This window comes from Bdellovibrio sp. GT3 (assembly GCF_037996765.1).
GTDB lineage: Bacteria > Bdellovibrionota > Bdellovibrionia > Bdellovibrionales > Bdellovibrionaceae > Bdellovibrio.
In genome coordinates, this window is record NZ_JBBNAD010000005.1 from 167,749 (window position 1) to 189,809 (window position 22,061).

Genomic DNA, 22,061 nt, shown 5'->3' on the forward strand with positions numbered 1-22,061 from the left:
GCTGCCCCAGCAGGCCCTTGATAATCTAAAAGGGTGAGAACGTTATTTGCCGCAATCCTAATTTTAAGTCCCCTGACAAGCTTTGCAGCTCCGTATCCTGCGACCAGCACCTCTGCGCTGACAGCGCCCGAGAAGGGACTTTATTTTCTGCACAAGGGTTTCTCTTTAAAAACGGACGGCAGCAACTGGCTTCCGGTGGCACTTTCTGAAGAAAGTATTTTGGATACGGTTCGTTTTGCAGATAAGAACGCTCCCGACGCTGCATCACTCAGTGTGCGCACAGACCGCGTTGCCAAGAATGCTTCCCTGGAGTTGTACACGCGCAAGTGGATGCGCGATTACCCAAGCTATGGCTTCGAAGTTTTGGCGACCAAGCAATTCAATCTGAATGGCAGTCCGGCACTGATCGTGGATATGCTTTCAAGAGCCAAGAACAAGCAAATCCGCCAGGTTGTTTTGAAAAACGAAGACAAAGTGGCAATCATGACCTGCCTTGATAACAAAGACACTTTTTCCAAGTCACTGCAGCAGTGCAATCAAATCATCAAGACTTTCTCCTGGGTTGCCCCAGAAGAAAAGCCTTCGCTTAAAAAATAGTTCTTAAAGAATTATTGGAACACCAAATAGATATCTGACAGAGCTTTCGAGCCACCGCAATCCAGAGCATTCACATTCAGCTCGTACTGTTTGCCAACACTGAAATCACTTGTCAGCAACAGCGTTCCGATCGTCGCGGTACCGCCGGATTCAAAGGCTTGCAGGGCCACGTCTTTGTCATTCACTTTGATTTTTCCCGTCGTACCGATGGCAGCATCCGCTGAACCGAAGGCGCGATAGTTAGAAATCGCAACCGAGCTTGAAGCTAGGCGACTGCCCATCAAGACAAAGTTATCCACCAGAATCGAAGTCAGTGCATTGCTGGATCCGGAAAGCTTCACAGAGCGTTCACCTTGCAATGTCACTTTGTTCGTAAAGGCACCCATCACATAAGGAGTTGCCACGTTTGTTAAAGCCGTACCGCTGGCACCCGGTGAACCACTGTGGTTGCGAGCAGACACGAAACTCAAGCGATCGCCTGAAGAAGGTGATACCGCAATCTTATTAAACAGCTTCGCATAATAACAAACACCCGCCTCGGTGCGCTCTGGAATCACCACTGGGAAAGATGTGATTTCCACAAATGTTTTACAAGCATACACGATACATTTACCACCGGATTTCACTTCATTGCGTCCGCATGTGATCGAGATGGACGCTGTTTTACTTACCGACTCGCCAATGGAGTTAGTCCCCTTAACCGTACAAGCCAAGTCCTGTGTGACTTTGATATTTGTGGAGGTCGCAGCCACCGGAAGTGATCCGGTCTGACCATCAGAGCAAGTGTAAGCCATCGTGGAAACGTTAAAGCCTTCCGTGATTAATCCTGCAGTTCCATTGATGGCAACTGTTGGACTTGAGAACGAGGCATTTAAATCCGGAGAAGGACACGATTTATCCAAACCAATGTAAGAACCCTTTTCAGATTTTACATAGTTCTCTTTGCCATTCTCACATACATAGACATCATTTTTATTGTATATCGCATTCACCGTCACCGAGGTCGATGGGCAGCTTTTCACTTCGGACAGAGTTCCATTTGGAACACTCCAAGTGCTGCCAGAGGCTTTTCCGTTACAAGTCGCTGGCAAACAAGCACCCGAAGTGGAGATCAAACTGCCTTTTTGAGATTGCCCCGTCAGAACTGCGCTTCCATTTGTGCAAATCAATTCCACATTTTTGCCATAGGAATATTTTAAGTCGCCGCCAAATACACAAACGCCGTTCTCTACGATGGTTTCATTGGACGGAACCCACCAAGTGGTGCCCTCAGTACGACCAAAACAATTCAACTCTTCCTCTTCAGGAGGTGCGGCTTGTGATGTCAGTGCGGATTTTGAAAATTCAAGAGATTGTGGCGCACAGTTTTGAAAAGCTATGACAAGAAGTCCGACGGCAAGAATCTTATTCACATGCTTCATTTGGCAGTCCTTGGTTAAACATTCCCTACTGGACTTTTCGGCAGAATCAGAGTGAAGCTTGCGGATTTTTCAGTTCTATTTGCGGCTCAAAATGAGATTCGCTGCAGGTAATTTTTGAGCTTACCCAACGGAAGTAACAGGCAAAGATCGAATCACGTGGAACGCCCAAATAAGGTACGGAGCAAGTGTCCGTACCTTCGACTTTTTGGGTTAGGTATTCTTATTTAGCCACTCAGCCATTGGCAAAGCGAAGTATGTGAAGATAATGTCGGCTCCGGCACGACGGATGGAATACAGAGTTTCCACCATCGCGCGGGTTTCATCGATCAGACCGGCTTTAGCACCGTGTTTGATCAAACCATACTCACCACTCACGTTGTACGCGGCCACCGGAATATTGGTGTGCGCTTTTACTTTCGCAATCACATCCAGGTATGACAACGCAGGTTTCACCATCACGATGTCAGCACCTTCCGCCACGTCCAAATCAATTTCACGAATCGCTTCGCGCGTGTTTCTGAAATCCATTTGATAAGTTTTTTTATCGCCAAATTTTGGAGCGGAATCCAAGGCCTCGCGGAACGGACCATAGAAACTGGAAGCGTATTTTACCGAATAAGAAAGAATGCCGGTGTCGATCAAACCTTCCGCATCCAACGCCTCACGAATTGCACCCACTCGCCCGTCCATCATGTCTGATGGAGACACAATGTCGGCACCCGATTTCGCATGAAGCACACTCATTTTTGCGAGAATCTCTACTGTTTCATCATTCAAGATGAGACCGTTTTTCACTAAGCCGTCATGTCCATCCGAGGAGTAGGGATCCAAAGCCACATCGGTGATCAGCGTCACATCCGGAAACTTGTCGCGAATTTTCTTCAGGGTTGTGGGCATTAAGCCATTCGGGTTCAGTGACTCCGTACCAATTTGATCTTTCTTGGATTCAGGAAGAGCGGGAAACAGATCGAAACTTTTAACTCCCAATGAAACGGCTTTCGCCACCTCATCTAAAATTAAATCAGGGCTCATGCGGAAAATGCCCGGCATAGAGGCAATTTCTTGCTTTTGTTGGGTGCCATCAACCAGGAACAAAGGCAGGACTAATTGAGAGGGGCGCAGATCTGTTTCTGCCACCATTTGGCGCACAGCTTCAGTGCGGCGATTTCTTCTGGGCCTCTGTGTCAACTTCATATAGAACCTCGCTTCGTATGTTGTAAGGCGTCTCGCTATGGGAAAACCGCACTTATGACATTTCAATGACACTTTAATGAAAGTTTAGTGATAAACCTAATAATCAAGATGGAAGATATACTTCTCGTTCATAGAAAATCCAGCAAAAATTTTGCAGAGTCCTTGCAAGACGCAGCCGTGTGGAAGACATGTTTGCGCCAGATTCTATTCTGCCGCGAAGACGATGTGAATTCAATGCTGGATGTTTTGGAATCTGATGATCAGATCCTGCGTGGCGAGAAAGCTTTCAGCCTTCTACTTGAAATTCTTTGTGGTTTGCATTCCCCGATCGTTGGCGAAACTGAAGTATTCGGACAATTCCGTAACTTCATCGAAGCCCGTAAGGCGGCTGGCGACACTCTGTTCAGCGACAACCAGAAATGGTTGAAGTTCATTATGGCAGAAGTAAAACGCACGCGCGCTGAACACCTGGTGGGAATCGGTTCACAAAGTTATGGCAGCCTTTTGCGCCGTTATTCCAAGGACATGGACTCCGTCACATTGTGCGGATCCGGACAATTGGCGCAGGAAATTCTTCCATGGCTGGCTCATAAAAAATCCGTTCAAGTTCTTTGCCGTGAATGCACGAAGATGAGCAGCTTTGCAGAGAAATACGATAATCTTAATATTGTAAACTACAACGAAGCTTATGTTCATGGAGAGGCGATGGTTATTGCCGCACCTCTTTCTGATGCACGCATCCTGGAATTGATCAGCAAGCAGGACACCCGTCCTCATGTGATTTATGATCTGCGCGGTGAAGAAAACAATTTGCCAGCACTCATTGCAAAACAGTTCCCACACGTGACCGTCATGACCCTTCAACAGTTTTTTGCTGAAATCGAAGAGACCAAAAAAGACAGGCAAACCAAAATCGAACAGATCCGCAAGTTCTTGTTCGAAAAAGCCTTGGCCTTCGCACAAAGAACAGAGCTTCGTCCACTTGGTTGGGACGATATATGCGCCTGAAAATTTCCGCTCGTAAAAGTGACTTAGCCCGCCTCCAGGCTTATATGGTTGGCGAAATTCTAAAAGAAAAAAATCCGGGACTTGAGATCGAATTCAAGTTCAAGGAATCCCTGGGTGATATCAACCTGACGACACCTCTTTGGCAAATTCCAGAGAAAGGTGTTTTCACCGAGGACTTCTTTGGCGAGTTGATCAAGGGCGAAACCGATATGGTTGTTCACTCCTGGAAGGATCTTCCGACAGAAGTGAAATCAGAGACTGTGATTGCGGCGACACTGCCTCGCGCCGATCAACGTGATCTTTTGTTGGTAAAAAAGTCCCACTTTGAAAAACTGCGCACTTCCCGAAAAATGAACGTGTTCAGTTCTTCACCTCGTCGCGAATACAATCTGACGAATTTCTTTAAAGAACATCTTCCATTCAACTTGGAATCTGTAAAGTTCGAAAGCGTTCGTGGAAATATCCCAACGCGTATTCGTAAATTGCTAGAAGCTCCAGAAACTGACGGCTTGATCGTTGCGAAAGCGGCGTTAGATCGCCTATTGACGGCAAAAGAACCTGAATTCAAAGAAGTTCAAGGCTTGCTTCGCTCTTACTTGGATCAAGTTGAATTTGCCGCTCTTCCTTTGAGCATCAACCCCAATGCAGCGGCTCAGGGTGCATTGGCTGTTGAGATCAAAGCAGACCGTGCAGATCTTAAGGCGTTGCTGGCAAAAATCGACAACCCAACGACATTCCAATGCGCGCAAAAAGAGCGCGACATCCTGGCAAGCTTTGGTGGCGGTTGCCATCAAAAGATCGGCGTGGCTGTTCTGTCCCGTCCCTACGGTGAGATCACAATCCTAAAAGGTCTGACGGATGGTGGAACTGTTTTAGATAAACGTGAATTGAAACCTTCTGTCGTTTCTCCTCGTTTTACTTCAGATCAAATGTGGTCTTCAGAAGTTCGCGCGGAAAGAAAACCTCTGAACGACTGGAAAGTTCCAACAGGTACAAATGCCCTTTACGTTTCTCGTTCTGAGTCTTGGCCTGAATCTTTAAAATTCGATCAATTCATTTGGACGGCAGGAACTCGCACATGGAAAGCCATGGCGCAAAAAGGCGTTTGGGTTCACGGTTGCTCTGAAGGCTTGGGCGAACAAGAAGAATCCCGCATCGATATCCTAGCTGGTAAATCTTTGTCTTGGGCAAAACTGACTCACGACACGGGATACGAAGAAGGTGCCCGTCAAATGCCTTTGGTTGCGACTTATGCTTTGGGTGAGCAAAACAATGCGACCCCTGTGACTGGAAAAGAATGCTTCTTCTGGAGCAGCGGCAGTCAGTTCTTAGATACAGCAAAAAAATATCCTGAAGTACTTGGCAAGCATCACGCTTGCGGTCCTGGCAATACTTTCAAAATCATCCGTCAGTATTTGCAGGAACAAGGTCACTTCACTGAATCAAAATTAAATATCTACTTGGATCAAGATAACTGGAGACAGCAATGCACAAAATAACATCTGAAGAATTATTCCAACGCGCCCTGAAAGTAACACCAGGCGGAGTTCACTCCCCGGTTCGTTCTTTTAAAGGTTTGGACCGTGCACCTGTTTTCTTTAAACAAGCTGAAGGCGCATTCCTGACTTCTGTTGAAGACAAAAAGTACATCGACTTCTGCCAAAGCTTTGGACCCTTGATCCTGGGTCACCGTGACGCCGAAGTCGCAGAAGAAGTTCACCGCATGGTGGACACAGCTTGGACTTTTGGTGCCACTGAAATTTACTCCTTGGAATTGGCAGAGTGGATTTCTTCAACTTTGCCATTCATGCAAAAGCTTCGCTTCGTATCTTCTGGAACTGAAGCCGTTATGTCTGCATTGCGTGTAGCCCGTGCAGCCACTGGCCGCAGCAAAATCTTGAAATTCGAAGGTTGCTATCACGGTCACGTTGATAACTTGCTGGTTAAAGCAGGTTCGGGTCTGGCGGGTGCTGCCGCTTCCTCTTCTGCAGGAATTTCTGCTGAAGTGGCTAACACAACTGTTGTGGCCCCACTTGATGACGAAGCGAAACTTGAAGAAGTTTTCGCGGCTCAAGGTAAAGACATCGCAGCTGTGATCATTGAACCACTTCCTGCAAACTACGGTCTTTTGATCCAGCGCCAAGAATTCCTTAAAAAAGTATCTGAAATCTGCAAAAAGAACGGCTCCTTGTTGATCTTTGACGAAGTGATCTCTGGTTTCCGCGTAGGCCTTGAAGGCATGGTTGGTAAAACTGGCATCACTCCGGACCTGGTTACTTACGGTAAAATCATCGGTGGTGGTTTCCCAGTGGGTTGCTACGGCGGTCGCGCCGAACTTATGAACATGGTTGCTCCAAGCGGTGATGTTTACCAAGCGGGTACTTTGTCAGCAAATCCAATCGGTATGCGCGCAGGTCTTACGACTCTTAAAAAAATGCAGCGCCTGGATGGTTGGAACGTACTTGAAAAACGCACTCAAAAGTTCGTTCAAGCTTTGCGTGATGGTTTCGCTAAAAAAGGCGTTCCATTGAAAGTAGAACAGCATTCTTCGTTGTTCTGGATTCACGGCGATACAAGCGGTAAAACCATCCGTACTATCGAACAAATCCCCGCAAACCAAAGTACTACCTTCAAAACTTTGTTCCTGAAAGCATTGGACAAAGGTGTTTACTTGGCACCGAATGCCTACGAAGTTGGTTTCGTTTCCATGGCTCACACCGATGAATTGCTAGCTGAAGCAGCAAGCATCATCGTAGGTTCTGCGGAGTAATCGAAAATGAAGAACTTTCTCAAGTCACATTTGAAAACAGTGCTCGCGATCATCTGGTTCGCGTTCACGTTTGCGCTTGTGTCTTGGTGGTGGGTGTTCTTTTTGATGGAACTGGAAGGTGCTCGTCAGCATCGCATGATCGCCTGGGAAGGATCCATTCTTTTGGGGTCCATCTTAATCGGTGGTATTTCCCTGATCGTTTTTACTTTCCGCGATAAACAGCGCCACGATCGGCTGCGTTTCTTTTTCTCGACTTTCAGTCATGATATCAAAACTTCAATTGCTCGTCTTAGACTGCAAGCTGAAGTTTTGGAGGAAGACTTGCAAGGCAACAGTCCGCCAGTCATGAAACGTTTGATCTCTGATATCCAGCGCTTGGATTTGCAGCTGGAAAACTCGCTATTACTTGCAAACTTGGAAGTCAGTCCCCTTCTGCACGAAGAAATGTCTTTAAGCCAACTATTGGGAAATCTGCGCAGTGAATTTGCTGATCTTTCTGTCGAGCTTGAGCGTGACGCCAAAATTTCCGGCGACCGCAGAGCTTTGATGAGTGTCGTTCGCAATCTTTTGCAGAACTCTGTTCTGCACGGCAAAGCCACTACGGTTCGTATTCGCGTACGCGCTGTCGGCAGCAGTCGCCTGGAAGTGATCTTTGAAGACGACGGCCTGGGATTTAAAGGTGAAACCGGTAAATTGGGTTCTGAACTATTGAATTCCAAAGATTCCCGCGGCAACGGCATTGGACTTTTGATCACAAAACGTCTGATGGAAAAAATGCGCGGTGATATCAAATTCGAATCCTCTGATAAAAACGGCTTCAAATCCATACTTCAATTGGAGGGCCAGCTTCTATGATGAGAAAAGTCCTTCTGGTTGAAGATGATTTATCCCTGGGCGAAACACTGACGGAACGCCTGCGCAAAGACTACGAAGTCTTCTGGGGCAAAAGTGTTGCGGATGCCTGGTCCGTTTACACCCAGGAAAAAGATTTTGACCTGGTCATCCTGGATGTGGGCCTTCCTGACGGCACTGGCTTTGAACTTGCCGCAAAAATGAAGAAAAACTCTCCTGTACTGTTCCTGTTTCTGACAGCACAAGCCGATGCTGAATCGCGCTTGCAGGGATTTGAACTGGGCGCAGCGGAATACATTCCGAAGCCTTTCCATTTGAAAGAGCTTTTGATCCGCGTAAAACACGTATTGGATGCACATGCCCCGTTAAAGGAAGTGCAGCTAACAACATGTGTGATTAATTTTACCAATATGTCCGTACGTAAGAACTCAGGTCAAATCGAGTACCCTGCAGTTACAGATATGAAGATTTTGCAGTTATTAATTGATAAAGCACCACGGGTTTTAAGTCGTGACGAGATCATGAATGAAATCTGGGGTGTTGATAAGAACCCTAGCCACAGAACCATCGACAACACGATCGTACGTCTGCGCCAATTATTGGGCGAGGACGGCGACAAACACATTCGTTCTGTGCGCGGCATCGGCTACCAATGGTCCACGGAGGAAACTACATGAACACACTTTTTCACAACGCTCTTCAAAGAAAAGCACAGAAGACACCTCCGATCTGGTTCATGCGTCAGGCCGGCCGTTATCACCAGCACTATCAAGGCATGAGAAAGAAAAACTCTTTCGAAGAGCTTTGCAAAACTCCGGAACTGGCTGCTGAAGTAGCTCGTGGACCCGTTGCTGAATTTGACTTCGACGTATCGATCCTTTTCTCTGACATCCTATTCCCATTGGAAGCATTGGGCATGGGCTTGAAATACACAGACGCTCATGGCCCGCAATTGGGATTCAAACTAAACCCTGAAACGATCAACAACCTGGGCGAAGTGGCACCTGCGATCGAGTTCATGAAATTCCAAAAAGAGGCAGTGATCGCGACTCGCGAAGTGCTTCCTAAAGACAAAAGCTTGATCGGCTTTGTTGGCGGTCCTTGGACATTGTTCGTTTACGGCGTTGAAGGCTCCCACGCAGGTTCTTTGATTCAATCCAAAGTATTGATCAATATGTTCCCTAAGTTCCTGGAAAAAATGCTTCCACTTCTAAAAGCAAACATCCAGCTTCAATTGGATGGCGGCGTTGAGATCGTCATGATCTTTGATACAGCTGCTGGCGAAGTTTCCCCGCTATTCTTCCGTGAATGGATTCAACCAGTGATCTCCGTTTTGGCTAAAGAATTCCCGGGTAAAATCGGTTACTACTCCAAAGGCACACAGCCGACGTTCTTTAATAAAGAATTCACCGAGCTTCCTTGGGCGGGTCAGGGTTTCGACCACCGTTGCTACATCCCTGAATGCTTTAAAGTTCAAAACAAAGGTTTTGTCCAAGGCAACTTCGACCAAAGCTTGCTTTTCATGGACGACGCTGACTTCAAAAAAGCGGTCCAAAACTTCCTGGCTCCGATGAAAGAAATGTCACCAGAACAACGTGCTGGCTGGGTCTGCGGCTTGGGCCACGGCGTCCTTCCCAAAACTCCCGAGAAGAACGTGAAACTATTCATCGAAACTGTTCGAGAGGTACTTTCATGATGATTAAAAATCTACTGGCAAAATACGATGTGCCGGCACCCCGGTACACCTCTTACCCGACGGTTCCTTACTGGGAGACGAATCCCACACGCGACCAATGGGTGTCCCACCTGAAAACGACTTTGCAAAAAAGCGAAGGTGGTTGGTCTTTGTACGTCCACATTCCATTCTGTGAAACTCTTTGTACTTTCTGTGGATGTAACAACATCATCACGAAAAGCCATTCAAAAGAGTCTCCGTATGTGGATATGCTGATCAAAGAATGGAATCTGTACAAGCAACAGGTGCCAGAACTTTTGAAAGCTCCGTTGAAACACATCCATTTGGGTGGTGGAACTCCGACGTTCCTTTCTGCTGACTCCCTGCTGCGCCTTCTGACTCCGATCGTGAATGACTGCAACTTGGATAAAGAGCACTTCGAGGGCTCCATCGAAGTGGACCCACGCAGAACCACACCGGAACAACTGAAGGCATTGCGCACATTGGGCTTCAATCGTGTCAGCATGGGTGTTCAGGATTTCAATCCTGAGGTTCAACGCCTGGTAAACCGCATTCAGCCCCTGGAAATCACGGCCGAGCTTTCCCAAGCAGCCCGCGATCTGGGTTATACTTCCGTTAACTTCGATTTGATTTATGGTCTGGCAAAACAAACTGCGGAGTCCATCCGCGAAACGGCGGAAGCAACGGTGAAGTTGCGCCCGGATCGTATTGCCTTGTACAGCTTTGCCTTGGTGCCTTGGATTAAACCGGCTCAGCGTCTTTTTAAGGACGAGGATCTTCCTAAAGCTGCTGAAAAGCGTGAGCTTTATGAAATCGCCCGTGGCATTTTGCTAAACGCCGGTTACGTGGAAGTCGGCATGGATCACTTTGCCCTGCCAACTGATAACTTGAGCATCGCCATGGACGAAAAACGTCTGCACAGAAATTTCATGGGCTATACAGATCAAAGAACGGATGTTCTTTTGGGTCTGGGCGTTTCTTCTATTTCTGAAACTCCATTCAGCTTCCATCAGAATGAAAAAGTCCTGCCTTTGTACGAGCAATCCATCAACGATGGTTTGATCCCGACAATGCGCGGACACATCCTGACCGAGGAAGACCAGATTCGCCGTCGTCAGATTCTAAAATTGATGACTGAATTTGAAGTCGAGTTCCTAAGTGACGAACAAGAAGAGAAAGCCACTGAGTTTTTGACCGAAATGATCAAAGACGAGCTTTTGGTTATCAAGGATCACAAACTGGTTGTTCTGGAAGCGGGACGCCCGTTCCTGCGCAACGCCTGCGTGTTCTTTGATGAACGTTTAAAGACCAAACAACCTCAAACCAAGATTTTCTCTCAGTCGATATGAAAAAGATCACGGTCATTGGTGCTGGTTTCGCGGGATTAACAATTGCCCTGAAGCTGGCGCAAAAAGGATTCAAGGTTCATCTTCACGAAAAGTCCGAGCGTCTGGGCGGACTTTTGGGAACTGAATATAGCGAATACGGCATGGCTGAAAAAGCCGCCAACTCCCTGATCCTGACCGACCGTTCTGAAAAACTCTTTAAAGAAATCGGTTTGGACCTGACTTATCCGTTAGAGTCCTCCAAGAAACGCTTCATCTTCCGCGGTTTTCCCAAAGCCATGCCGCTGAATCCCTTTGAAATTCTGAAAGTGGCCTTCACGGTCATTCCCCGTGTTTTATTTGCCAAAGCTTCGCTGAAACCAAAATCGGGCGAGACACTTCAAGACTGGGGCTTGCGCCGTTTGGGAAAAGCACCGACCCGCTTCCTACTGGGACCTGCGATGCAGGGAATCTATGCCAATGAAGCCAAGGACCTGAGCGCTTCATTGATCATCACACCGCTATTTAAGAAAGACCGTGAAAAGTTCCGCGGCACGATCAGCGGTCCCAATGGAATGCAGGATATTGTCGATTATCTGCATGCGACCTTGCAGCAGTTGGATGTCGAAATTTATTTGAACTCGGATCTGGATATCACAACAGTGGAAGGTCCGGTGGTAATCGCCACGTCAGCGTCTGCCGCTGCAAACATCCTTGCCACTCGTGCTCCACAGCTTTCAACATTGTTGAAGCGTGTGAATATGTCCTCGTTGATCAGCACCACAGTGTTTTTTGATAAGGCGCAAACCAAGTACAAGGGTTTCGGCTGCTTGATTCCGCGTGATCTGAAACTGCGCACCTTTGGCGTATTGATGCCTCCTTATATTTTCGCGGGTCGTGATAAGACCTACAACGAAACCTGGATCATGGGCGGCAAGAATAATCAGGATCTTTTAAACTACTCTGATAAAGATCTTAAAGACCTGATCACCAAAGAAAGAAAATCCCTGTTCAAACGCCAGGACACCATTTTGGACGCCAAGATTTTCCGTTGGGATCTGGCTTTGCCGATTTATGATCTGGAGCTTGAGAGCATTCAAAACCAGCTTGCGGAAATAAAAGTGCCGGGCATTTTCCTGCACGGAAATTATCTATCTGGAATCGGCTTAAGCAAAATTCTGGAACGCAGTGAACGTCTTAGTGAAGAAATAGCGAGTCAACATGGCTAAAACAGGCGTCTTACTTTTAAATATTGGCAGCCCACGCACCTATCAGGTTCCAGATGTTAAAAAATATCTGACTCATTTCCTGATGGACAAAGAAGTTATCAACTTACCATTCATCCTTCGTTGGCCTTTGGTAAATCTTTTGATTGTGCCAAAACGGGGCCCGATCTCTGCCGGGAACTATAAAAAAATCTGGCTTGAAAATGGCTCGCCGCTGACTGTGTACACAGTTGAATTCGCCGAGAAACTGCAAAAGGATTTGGGAGACAAATACCTGGTTCAAGTAGGCATGCGCTACAGCGACCCGGATATTCCATCGGCTTTGAAAGCATTCGCGGCGGCCGGTGTTGAAAGTGTTCTTCTTGCTCCGATGTACCCTCAGTACGCCGACGCGACCACGGGATCGTCTCTTCGTGAAGTCGAGCGCCAGATAAAAAAACTGGGGCTAAAGCTTAAAATTAAAAGCATCCGTGACTTCTATCAGCATCCTTCGTTTGTGGATCCCAGTGTGGAAATCGCCCGGGAACACCTTCAGGGCAAGGAAATCGAACACTATTTGTTTTCGTTTCACGGCCTGCCTGAAAGCCATGTGAAACAAAACGAAGGCTGCCTGGTGACGGCAGATTGTTGTGTTCAACCCAGAGCTTGCGATAAGCCCTGCTATCGTGCGCAATGTCTTGCGACGGCCACAGCCATCGCCAATAAGTTGGGACTTAAAAAAGACCAATGGAGCCTGGCTTACCAATCTCGTTTGGGCCGTGATGAATGGTTGAAACCGGCAACGGATGCGACGATCGCGGAACTTGCTCCAAAATATAAAAGTATTGCTGTTCTATGTCCTTCCTTTGTCGCTGATTGCATCGAGACTTTGGAAGAAATCGGAATCGGTGGAGAAGAAACTTTCCATGAAGCTGGCGGCAAAGAATTTCACTTGGTGCCGTGCGTGAATGTGAACAGCTCGTGGGTGAATCAGTTTGCCCGATTGGTCGCATCACAGTCTTGAGAGATTACTCTAATTTGACCCGCTGCGCTTTGCTATATAACAAATCCTGAACAAATATTGGAGCCCTAATCATTCAGGAGTAGCAACTTTGAAAACGACATCATTGAAGGCGGGACTGATCGCACTTGTCCTCGCTCTATCTGTTCCCGTTACATCTCACGCAGGTTTGGATATTTTTGAACCCGGCAAAAAAGTGGTCGAAAAAATCCGCAAACAAATCGCCAAACAAGATATCGGTGCCACCATCGGTCTTGGTGGTGACATCATTGACGGTCTTCATGTTTCCCTGAAATACAAAGCCAAGTCCGAACCTTCTTACCTGGATGGTTATTACACTCGCCTGGATAAGTATGTACTAACTTCTGAATTAAACGTCGGTGATCTTATCGATGGCAGCGACACTCCATTTGGTTTGGAAGTGGAAAATGGCACGGAAGTCTATTTTGCCCGCCAATTTAAAACACAAGGCGATTCACTTAAAGCGATTCCATACTCGATCAAACAAATTCCTTTCACCGCTCAAAAGGCAGTTAAAAACCTGAAGGTCGGTGACTTCGTTGCCCTTCAAGGGAAATTGAACATCGTGTTCTCGGTTGGCGGGGCTACAGACCTGAATCCAACCATCGAGTTGGGTGGCTCCACGCATGTGTTTATGGCTGGCGATTTCATGATCCACTTGTATCGCATGGCGGATGATAAAATCCGCGTGAAGTTGATCACGATGAGACGTCGTGGTGTCGGTGCCAGTGCCAGCATCGACTACCTTGGTAAGTTGAAAGTTGTGGGCTTAAGAGTTATTGATCGCAAACTTGAGCGTTGGGTTGACTTGAAGCCAGCGTCTTTGAACTTCGGCAAAAGCATGAATGACGTTTTCATGTTGGATTACGTTTTCGATCTTAAAAATGCCCAGGCCGCGACTGCATTCAACAACTTCATGAACAAGAAGTTGAAATTCAAAAATCTTAAAGTTATCGACCCAACAGCTTCCCGTCCTGAGTTGCAGAATGAATTGATGACGGACATGTCTGAAGTTGAAGACATGTACATGGCAGATCATAACTTGCCAGCTGATCAACGCCGCATTGATCGCGTCTTCAAAGGATCCAATACATCTGTCGATGTCATGTCCCGCTACAAACTTTCCATGAGCATCCTGCGCCTGGAAGCGAACACAATGTACTCCCAAAACAAACTGCAAAACTTCGACTCTAATAACGTTGAAAAGCAATACATTCTGGACACGTACCAAAAATCAGCTCAGTCCAAAATCTTTTACGGCATCTGGGGTAACAAAATCACTGAAGGTGATCACATTATCTTTAACTCCAATCCGAAATGGACACCGGGTTCTTTTGTGACGGCTTCCCACTTCTATGAAGCCCGCATGAGAAACGTTTCCAAAAAAGACTTCGGTAAAATGCAAAACCGCACAATGGAAATTCTGCCAGAGTGGATCTATCGCCAAATCGACTGGAAGCGCTGGGATTTTTCAGATGGCGATATCGTGAATGGTTATTTCCGTCACCAGGTGTGCATCCATCCTGAAGCCTACGACGCCCTTCCGAACTACACGGCAAGCCAGATTAAAAAAATGTTCCTGGCTTACCTGAAATCAGAAGATCAGGATCTGGATCAGTTAAGACGCAACAAGATTGCGAAGATCTCTGAAAACTTCTCGTACCTGCTGCAACCGTATATGACGGACCAGGCTCGCTATGAGGCTTTCAGAAATCTGCAAAAGATCGCCATGTGGCGTGATCACGGTGCTTATTTTGTACTGACTCTTTTGCCGGACAATCAGTTTGAACAACTGGTTACATACGAAATGACTTTCACAGGCCGTAAAGTGGATCAGATCAATTTCCGCTTCGGTAACTTTGAAAAGCAGCAATTGTACCAATCCCTGCTGTATATCCAAAACCTGATCAACGATCGTTCCTTCGATTTGCGTCTGGTAACAGACTCCACCGGTGGAAGCAAAAAACCATAATGACTTTGAAGGGCCTTGCAAAAGGGCCCTTTTTTTTTGCCCTTTGTGTGACTGTTTCCTGCCCTTATCCTGGCGAATTCCGTCGTCATTTCGCAAAATTGTAATAAATACCCAGCGAATTCCCAAAAGCACCGGGAAAACATTGTCCTGACCTCAAAACATTCTTTAGATTAAAGGATTTTAAGTATATTAATCCCACCCTAGTTGCTAAGTAGACCAGCTCACTTACATCAAGAACCAAGGGGAACAAGAGTGTCATTCTTGAAAACACAATTCGTAATAGCTGCTCTGGTCGTGGGATTCACGACATCTGCTTCTGCTAAAGTATATCTGAATTCTGCCTGCACGATGAAAGCCAAATCGCAAAGCATCGAAGGCAACGGCAGTAAAGACGAAAAGTTCCCACTGGCTTCTATTTCAAAACTTGTGACTTCCCTTTGGGCCATCGAAACTCTGGGTCCCAAATATCGCTTCACCACTAAAATTCATCTGACCAAAAAGGCTGACGGTCTTTTTGATATGCACATTGAAGGCGGTAAAGACCCTATCTTCGGTCGCAGCGTGGGTTACTTTGTTCTGGCGCAAATGGCGATGCGCGAGTTGAATATCAAACAAGTCGACACCCTGACCTTTGACGAAAACTTTTTGATGGAGTGGAACGTCGAGGAGCCGACAGCGATTGCTGGCGACACGAAATACTATCCTGATCTTGCCGCCCAAACAGCGCATGTAAAACATGAGCTGGAAAACGGCTTCATCACGCCCATCGCTGACAACTCCTACAAGTATGTTCGCGCCATGGCGAAGTCTGTGGAAGTTCTGTTGCCGGAATCCAAGCCCAACATCAAATTCAACAAAGTTGAATTCCTGCCAAAACAGGAATTCAAACAAGACACTCAAACTGTTTCCTTCACCTATCGTTCAGCTCCGTTGCATAAAATCATCAAGAACATGAACAACAAGTCCAACAACTACATTGCAGATCATCTGTACTGGAATCTGGGCGACACTCCGGCATTTAACGAATTCCTGCAAAAGAATCTGAAAATGGACAACCGGGATCTACAGTTCAATCTGGGCTCCGGGAACAATGCTGACTATATTTCCAAGAAAAAATACGACTACAACGAAGGCACTTGTTCTGCGATGATCAAAGTTTTGATTTGTCTGAACGAAGTTTTGGCGACTCAGGGATTGGCACTAACTGATGTCATGGCAGTTGCTGGAACTGACACTGAATCCACAGTTGCGAAATACGGTGGCGCTATGGAAGGTGCAATGGTTGGCAAAACCGGCACCGTTGATAAAGCGAAAACACTTGCCGGCACGATCTCCACCGGTAACGGGACAATTTACTTTGTGATTCTTATGCACAAGGATTCTTCCGGCGAAAATGGTTCAGCGGCCAATGCTATCAAAAATCGTATCCGTGCCTTGTTCACCATCAACAATGGCTCCAAAAAAATTAACTACTCCGAATTCAGCCCCCTTCCGTTCGACAAGGGATCAGCCTTGGTTTTGGAATACGGGCCTAAATTAGGAATGTACTAATGATCAATGTGGCGATCTGGATTTTTTATGTTCTTGTGGCTCTCTTCACGGCGTTTGGACCAATCACGGCCCGCGGTGGCGAGTCGGCTGAGAACATCAACAGAGCCATTGAGCTGCAGAAAAATTCCGAAGTTAAAAAGCATGTGCAGGACAAATCTTTTGATCCTGCCAAAGGCGACGAAGACGGCATCACTCCACTGATGGCTGCCGCAATGAATGGCAACCTTCAGGCATTAAAATTGATTCTTAAATTGAAGCCAAACCTGGAACAACAAAATAATTTGGGCGACACCGCCTTGGCTATGGCTGTTTCTAATGATCAAGATGCAGCGGCAAAGTTGTTGATCGAATCCGGTGCGAAGGTTGATATTCCGGTTCTTTCCGAAAACAAAGACACCCTGTTGATCACCGCTGCCAAAAGCAGCGAGAAGACCACGCAGCTTATTCTTAAAAAAGACAAAAAGACCATCGATCAGAAAAACGCCCTGGGCAACACCGCCCTGATTGAGTCAATCCTTGCCGGATACACCGACATCGCAACAATGTTGGTTAAAAATGGCGCTGACGTTTCTGTAAAAAACAACGACGGCAAGAATGCTTTGGACCTTTCCAAGGAACTAAAAAACCAGACACTCACATCTCTTTTATCCAAGAAATCCAAATAAAGCCTTCGCCAACAAAACCTAACACCATTTCTCCCTCTGAATAAGTACCTTTTTATGGTACTTTATATGTCTTGATGAAGAAAAGTACCCGATTCATAGTTGGCTCAACAATCCAACAAAGGAGTCATTATGGAATTCACAAACGTATCTGAAGCACTAAGAAATGTTCTTAAGTCCCGCAGTATCACTTACAAAGACCTGGCGGATAAACTCAAAATGTCCGAATCAGGGGTTAAAAAACTTCTGACTGGCGATGATATCTCATTCAACAAGCTGAATGCCATTCTGTCATTCCTGGATATCAGCCTTAAGGATCTGATCTCCTTGAAGAGTCGCGGATTCGCAAAGCTGACAGACAAGCAGGAAAACTTTTTGCTCAAGCATCCCCAGCATTTCAATTTCTTTGTTCAACTTCATCATCATTTAATGAGCCTTGAATTGGTAAAAGCCGACAATCACAAGCTATCGAAAGCCAAAATGAATCAGTACGTCGACGACCTTGTGAAAATTGAAGTGTTGGAATTCGTGGATGGAAAACTGACATCCTCATTGAAGGACGGATTTACAATGAGTGATAAACTCACTGAGTCTTTTCAAAAAAGAAGTTATGGCGCTGTTATCGATTCTTTGAAGAACGCCGACGAGTACAAAAAAACACCTTGGCTGTATGAAGGATTCGGACAGTTCGCTTTAACTCACAAATCAGCCCTGGAATTCAGAATGGCGCTGGAAGATCTACTTAAAGAGTTCTCAAAAAGAACGGATCGCGAAAAGAAGATCCACAAATCCAGCGACCTGGTTCACTGCGCAGCCCTGCTGGTGAATGCAGATCTGAAAGTGAAGGATATTTTCCCGATTTAATAACACAAAGAAGTCGTGGACAAAATTGGCAGTTTGCACACCCGTAGCGGGTGTAGATTTGTCATTGTAGTCCACAAACAAAAAAACCCCGGGGACGCCGGGGTTTTTCTTTTTAAGAGAACAATTTTTTGATGAAGCTGGAAATCTTTTTGCCGATTGTTTGCTTCGGTTTCGGTGGTCTGCGAACGGCACTTGCGCCTTTGCGTGGCTCGTGGCGTTTGTTTCCGCCTTGGCCCGCGTGACGTTTGTCACCGTGCTTAGATTGACCATGCTGTGGCTTACTACCATGTTCAGGACGCTTTGCGTGTCCTGGACGAGGTCCATCAGACTTCTGCGCAGTAGCGCCTTTGCGCTCCTCACGTGGTCCTTTGTTTTCGCCACGGTTTTCACCGCGTGGGCCACGATTGCTGTCACGCCCCTCACGACGTGGACCACGATCACCTTCACGGCGAGGTCCGCGTTCACGGTTACCGCCGCCAGCACTGCGACCGCCCTCACGACGAGGACCGCGCTCCCCATCCAATGATTTTGGATAGTGACCGTCGAAACGATCTGGGAATGGCTTGAATTCCTGAAGAAGCTGTTCGTTTTCCAAATAGCCCACTTCAATTTTGTGTTTCAAATAATCTTCGATACGAGTCAAAGACTCGATGTCTTTTTCTCCAACCATCGAGAACGCCTGACCTGTTGTGCCCGCGCGACCAGTACGGCCGATACGGTGAACATAGGATTCAGAATCCATTGGCAATTCATAGTTGATTACCAGATCAACGCCTTTGATATCCAAACCACGGGCCGCAACGTCCGTTGCCACCAGGATGTTCAGATGATTTTCAGCCTTGAACTGCTCGATCACGCGGTTGCGCTGAGCTTGAGTCAACAAGCTGGAAATCGCCATCGCAGGTACATCGTTATCAACCAGGAACTTGGTGATTTTCTCGACGTTCATTTTGAAGTTCGTGAAGATAATCGCCTGTTTCGGATTGTGTGCTTTTAGCAAAGACAAAAGATGCTGAGGTTTTTCAGCATTGCCCACGTGGAAGATCTGGTCTTTCACGTTTTCCGCTTTGGCCTGGTCACGGCTGATGTTGATTTCAACCGGCTCGGAACCAAATTGGTAAGCGGTGTTCAAAACATCGAAGTTCAAAGTTGCAGAGAAAACCAGGAACTGGCGTTCGCGTGGCACTCTTTGCAGGATGTACTTCATGTCGTCTTTGAAGCCCATGTCGAACATGCGGTCTGCTTCATCGAACACGATTGCGCGAACCTGCTTCAAATCCACCAAGTGCTCTTTGTACAAATCAATCAAACGGCCTGGAGTTGCCACGATGAATTCAACACCGTTTTTAAGCGCCTCTTTTTGTTTGTCGTATCCTGTACCGCCGTAGATCGCGAAACCTTTAAGGCCGCTATCAACGCCGAACTTGATGATGTTGTCTTGTACTTGCTCTGCCAATTCGCGTGTCGGAACCAAAACCAAAATAAAGTTTTGTGGTTTCCAGTCCTTGAACGCGCGCTTTTCGATGATTTCTTTTTCTGAATCAGAAATTTCGCCGTGAGCTGGGCGAGCACGTAAAATACGCTCCATCAATGGCAGAACAAATGCTGCTGTTTTGCCGGTGCCTGTTTGTGCCAGGCCGGCGACGTCTTTGCCATCCAAAATAAATGGCATGGCTTGCGCTTGAATAGGACTGCATTCTTCATATCCAATTTTTTGGATAGCAGTCATCAAAGCGGGATCTAAATTTAACTCTGAGAATTTCAATTTCTTATACTCCGGTTCTTTGACCCAAACCTACTTTTCGGTGCCTTAAAAGTCACCAACAAAGCTTTTTAGGGTCTCTATAAAGGTCTGAGGCTGATCTGAATGGACCCAATGTCCAGCCCCAGGGATTTCGACGCCCTTAATCATCGGGTTCTCGGCCAAAATTCTCTGATAAACATCAGGTTTTAGCTCTTGAGACTTCTCGCCCCGAATCCAAAGGGTTGGCATTTTAAGGTCACGGACCTGGTCCCAACGCTCACGCGTGTGTCCGGCCTTCACTGATTCGATGATACCATACTTGGAGAACCGCCAATCAACAGTCCCGTCTGGTTTTTCAATCATGTTTGAATAAAAGTACTGAGCCATGACTTCGACTTTTTCTCGGGTCTTGGCTGTTTTCACAAAGTCTTCCATGAAGTACTTGCGAGCCTCCTCACGGGAGGCAAATGGCGTCGGTGCAAGATTCAAGAGATACTCATAGTATTCGTAGGCATTGGGTGCAGCCTCGGGGCCGATATCTTCCACGATCAGTTTTTCAACATACTCCGGGTACATTGAAGCAAAGGCCAAGACATTGCGCCCACCCATGGAATGACCAACCAGGATAAACTTATCCCACCCCAACTCGTCCACGATCTGTTTCAGGTCATTGGCGTAGTCTTCAGGTGAATATCCCGCCTCCGGCTGAAATGATCGGCCGTGGCCCCTTTGATCGTAAGCCAGACAGCGCTCGGTCGTCTCCAGCCCCGAAATAATCCGGCGCCAATTCTGGCCGTAGCCCATAAGCCCGTGAATAAACACCCATTTTCGTCCATCTTCTGGACCATAGATCTGGTAATTGAAGTTTTCCAAGTATGCCATACGGCCCCTATCCTGCGCCCATGAGTGGGGTATTTCAAGTTTGAATTTTAGTCCGAACGGGAGTAGATTCAGCGACAATGAGTTTTACCAAAAAGCCCCAGCTTCATGAAGACTGGATCGATCCTTACGCATTAAGAATTGTCAAAAACCTGCAAGATTCCGGTTTTGAAACCTATCTTGTTGGTGGTTGCGTACGCGATCTTATGGTGGGAATTCATCCAAAAGATTTCGACATCGCCACCAGCGCTCACCCCAACCAAGTTCGCAAGAAAGTTCCCAATGCCTATGTCATCGGGAGAAGATTCAAACTTGTTTTGGTCAAGCGTGGTGATCAGCAATTCGAAGTTGCCACTTTCCGCAGAAACATCAGCGCCGAAGAGCTTGCCGCAACTCCTGAAGAGGACACAATTGAAGGTGACAACTATTTCGGAACGGTTGAAGAGGACGCCAAACGTCGCGACTTCACAGCCAACGCTGTTTTTTATGATCCAGCCAACAACAAACTGATCGATTTCTGTGGCGGCATTCAGGATATTGAAGATCGCGTTCTGCGTATGATCGGTGATCCCAAGGATCGCTTCATCGAAGATCCGATTCGTATTTTACGTGCGATTCGTCTTTCACATAAATTGCATTTCTCGATTGAATCAACCATGCGCCATGCGATCTCCGAGTGCGCTCCGGAATTGAAAAAGTCCGTCCTGCCCCGTCGTCGCGAAGAGTGGTTGAAATTCATGCGCTTGAACGAGCCGCATCTGGCATTCATGGAGTTGTTCGACTTGCACATCCTGGAGCAAATTCTGCCAGGCCTGCATTCTGTCTTTATCGATCCGGTAAAAATGGAGACGTTCGAACTTCACGTGGCCCGCATCAATCAAGTGGGCATCAATCGCCAGGATCCTTTGGAACTGTTTGCAGGATTCATGTTCTCGTTCATGAAAGCCCAGTATGGCGAAGGCCAATGGGACAGCGAAATCGAGAACGATCCAAAACTTGCTTACTTCATCCGCGAAGAAATGGGCATCTTCAAACAGGAAACGGCCGTGTTCTTTAAAGCCTTGCACTTGATGTCGGGACTGAAAAAGATCGACAGCTATTCCCGCAAAGGTGAACGTCGCCAAATGGCCTTCGTTAAGAATGAAGCCTTTGGACTTGCGATGAAACTTTCGATGCTGGATTTCTCTTTGTCTGCTCCGGAGATCCACTACTGGATGCAACAGGTGGAAAAATTCAACGGCGCCCAAGTTCCGCCGACTCATTAAAATTACCGTAGAAT

Annotated in this window: 19 protein-coding genes; 15 read left to right on the top strand and 4 right to left on the bottom strand. The window is 46.8% G+C overall.

What is annotated here, in order from left to right; all coding sequences use genetic code 11:
- The first annotated feature begins 33 nt into the window (after positions 1-33).
- A complete protein-coding gene (locus tag AAAA73_RS08155) occupies positions 34-597 on the top strand; it encodes a hypothetical protein (protein ID WP_340597713.1) in 564 nt (187 codons plus the stop codon).
- Between the two features lie 11 nt (positions 598-608).
- Here the strand turns inward: AAAA73_RS08155 and AAAA73_RS08160 are convergent, their stop codons facing one another.
- Positions 609-2,018, bottom strand: a complete 1,410-nt coding sequence (locus tag AAAA73_RS08160) for a hypothetical protein (RefSeq protein WP_340597714.1) — start codon at positions 2,016-2,018, stop codon at positions 609-611.
- Positions 2,019-2,228: 210 nt separating this feature from the next.
- A complete protein-coding gene (gene hemB, locus AAAA73_RS08165; protein ID WP_340597715.1) occupies positions 2,229-3,212 on the bottom strand; it encodes a porphobilinogen synthase in 984 nt (327 codons plus the stop codon).
- 108 nt (positions 3,213-3,320) lie between these two features.
- Here hemB and AAAA73_RS08170 point away from each other — a divergent pair, with 108 nt between their 5' ends.
- The 13 genes from AAAA73_RS08170 to AAAA73_RS08230 all read left to right on the top strand — a co-directional run bounded on the left by AAAA73_RS08170 (position 3,321) and on the right by AAAA73_RS08230 (position 18,159).
- On the top strand, positions 3,321-4,220 hold the full coding sequence (locus AAAA73_RS08170) for a hypothetical protein (protein ID WP_340597716.1): 900 nt from the start codon (positions 3,321-3,323) through the stop codon (positions 4,218-4,220).
- Positions 4,211-5,719, top strand: a complete 1,509-nt coding sequence (hemC, locus tag AAAA73_RS08175) for a hydroxymethylbilane synthase (RefSeq protein ID WP_340597717.1) — start codon at positions 4,211-4,213, stop codon at positions 5,717-5,719. The genes AAAA73_RS08170 and hemC overlap by 10 nt, the downstream gene beginning before the upstream one ends.
- On the top strand, positions 5,707-6,990 hold the full coding sequence (locus tag AAAA73_RS08180) for a glutamate-1-semialdehyde 2,1-aminomutase (RefSeq protein WP_340597718.1): 1,284 nt from the start codon (positions 5,707-5,709) through the stop codon (positions 6,988-6,990). The genes hemC and AAAA73_RS08180 overlap by 13 nt, the downstream gene beginning before the upstream one ends.
- A gap of 6 nt (positions 6,991-6,996) precedes the next feature.
- A complete protein-coding gene (locus AAAA73_RS08185; RefSeq protein ID WP_340597719.1) occupies positions 6,997-7,845 on the top strand; it encodes a sensor histidine kinase in 849 nt (282 codons plus the stop codon).
- On the top strand, positions 7,842-8,519 hold the full coding sequence (locus tag AAAA73_RS08190) for a response regulator transcription factor (protein ID WP_340597720.1): 678 nt from the start codon (positions 7,842-7,844) through the stop codon (positions 8,517-8,519). The genes AAAA73_RS08185 and AAAA73_RS08190 overlap by 4 nt, the downstream gene beginning before the upstream one ends.
- A complete protein-coding gene (locus AAAA73_RS08195) occupies positions 8,516-9,538 on the top strand; it encodes a uroporphyrinogen decarboxylase family protein (RefSeq protein ID WP_340597721.1) in 1,023 nt (340 codons plus the stop codon). Before AAAA73_RS08190 ends, AAAA73_RS08195 begins: the two co-directional genes overlap by 4 nt.
- Positions 9,538-10,887, top strand: coding sequence for an oxygen-independent coproporphyrinogen III oxidase (gene hemN, locus AAAA73_RS08200; RefSeq protein WP_445292036.1), 1,350 nt, complete (start codon positions 9,538-9,540; stop codon positions 10,885-10,887). Before AAAA73_RS08195 ends, hemN begins: the two co-directional genes overlap by 1 nt.
- A complete protein-coding gene (locus tag AAAA73_RS08205; protein WP_340597723.1) occupies positions 10,884-12,092 on the top strand; it encodes a protoporphyrinogen/coproporphyrinogen oxidase in 1,209 nt (402 codons plus the stop codon). Before hemN ends, AAAA73_RS08205 begins: the two co-directional genes overlap by 4 nt.
- Positions 12,085-13,092 (top strand): ferrochelatase, encoded by a 1,008-nt coding sequence (gene hemH / locus AAAA73_RS08210; protein WP_340597724.1) that lies wholly within the window; start codon positions 12,085-12,087, stop codon positions 13,090-13,092. The genes AAAA73_RS08205 and hemH overlap by 8 nt, the downstream gene beginning before the upstream one ends.
- 88 nt (positions 13,093-13,180) lie before the next feature.
- Positions 13,181-15,082: a hypothetical protein gene (locus tag AAAA73_RS08215; protein ID WP_340597725.1), complete on the top strand. Its 1,902-nt coding sequence runs from the start codon at positions 13,181-13,183 to the stop codon at positions 15,080-15,082.
- Positions 15,083-15,334: 252 nt separating this feature from the next.
- Entirely contained in the window at positions 15,335-16,633 is a 1,299-nt protein-coding gene (locus AAAA73_RS08220; protein ID WP_340597726.1) for a D-alanyl-D-alanine carboxypeptidase, read from the top strand.
- Entirely contained in the window at positions 16,633-17,298 is a 666-nt protein-coding gene (locus AAAA73_RS08225) for an ankyrin repeat domain-containing protein (protein WP_340597727.1), read from the top strand. The genes AAAA73_RS08220 and AAAA73_RS08225 overlap by 1 nt, the downstream gene beginning before the upstream one ends.
- 129 nt (positions 17,299-17,427) lie before the next feature.
- Positions 17,428-18,159, top strand: coding sequence for a helix-turn-helix domain-containing protein (locus AAAA73_RS08230; RefSeq protein ID WP_340597728.1), 732 nt, complete (start codon positions 17,428-17,430; stop codon positions 18,157-18,159).
- Positions 18,160-18,271: 112 nt separating this feature from the next.
- Here AAAA73_RS08230 and AAAA73_RS08235 read toward each other — a convergent pair whose 3' ends face one another.
- Positions 18,272-19,888: a DEAD/DEAH box helicase gene (locus AAAA73_RS08235; RefSeq protein WP_340597729.1), complete on the bottom strand. Its 1,617-nt coding sequence runs from the start codon at positions 19,886-19,888 to the stop codon at positions 18,272-18,274.
- An 81-nt stretch (positions 19,889-19,969) separates the two neighbouring features.
- Entirely contained in the window at positions 19,970-20,785 is an 816-nt protein-coding gene (locus AAAA73_RS08240) for an alpha/beta fold hydrolase (protein ID WP_340597730.1), read from the bottom strand.
- 77 nt (positions 20,786-20,862) lie between these two features.
- Between AAAA73_RS08240 and AAAA73_RS08245 the strand changes: the two genes are divergently transcribed.
- Complete coding sequence (locus tag AAAA73_RS08245) at positions 20,863-22,047, top strand: CCA tRNA nucleotidyltransferase (protein ID WP_340597731.1); 1,185 nt, start codon at positions 20,863-20,865, stop codon at positions 22,045-22,047.
- Positions 22,048-22,061 lie beyond the last annotated feature (14 nt).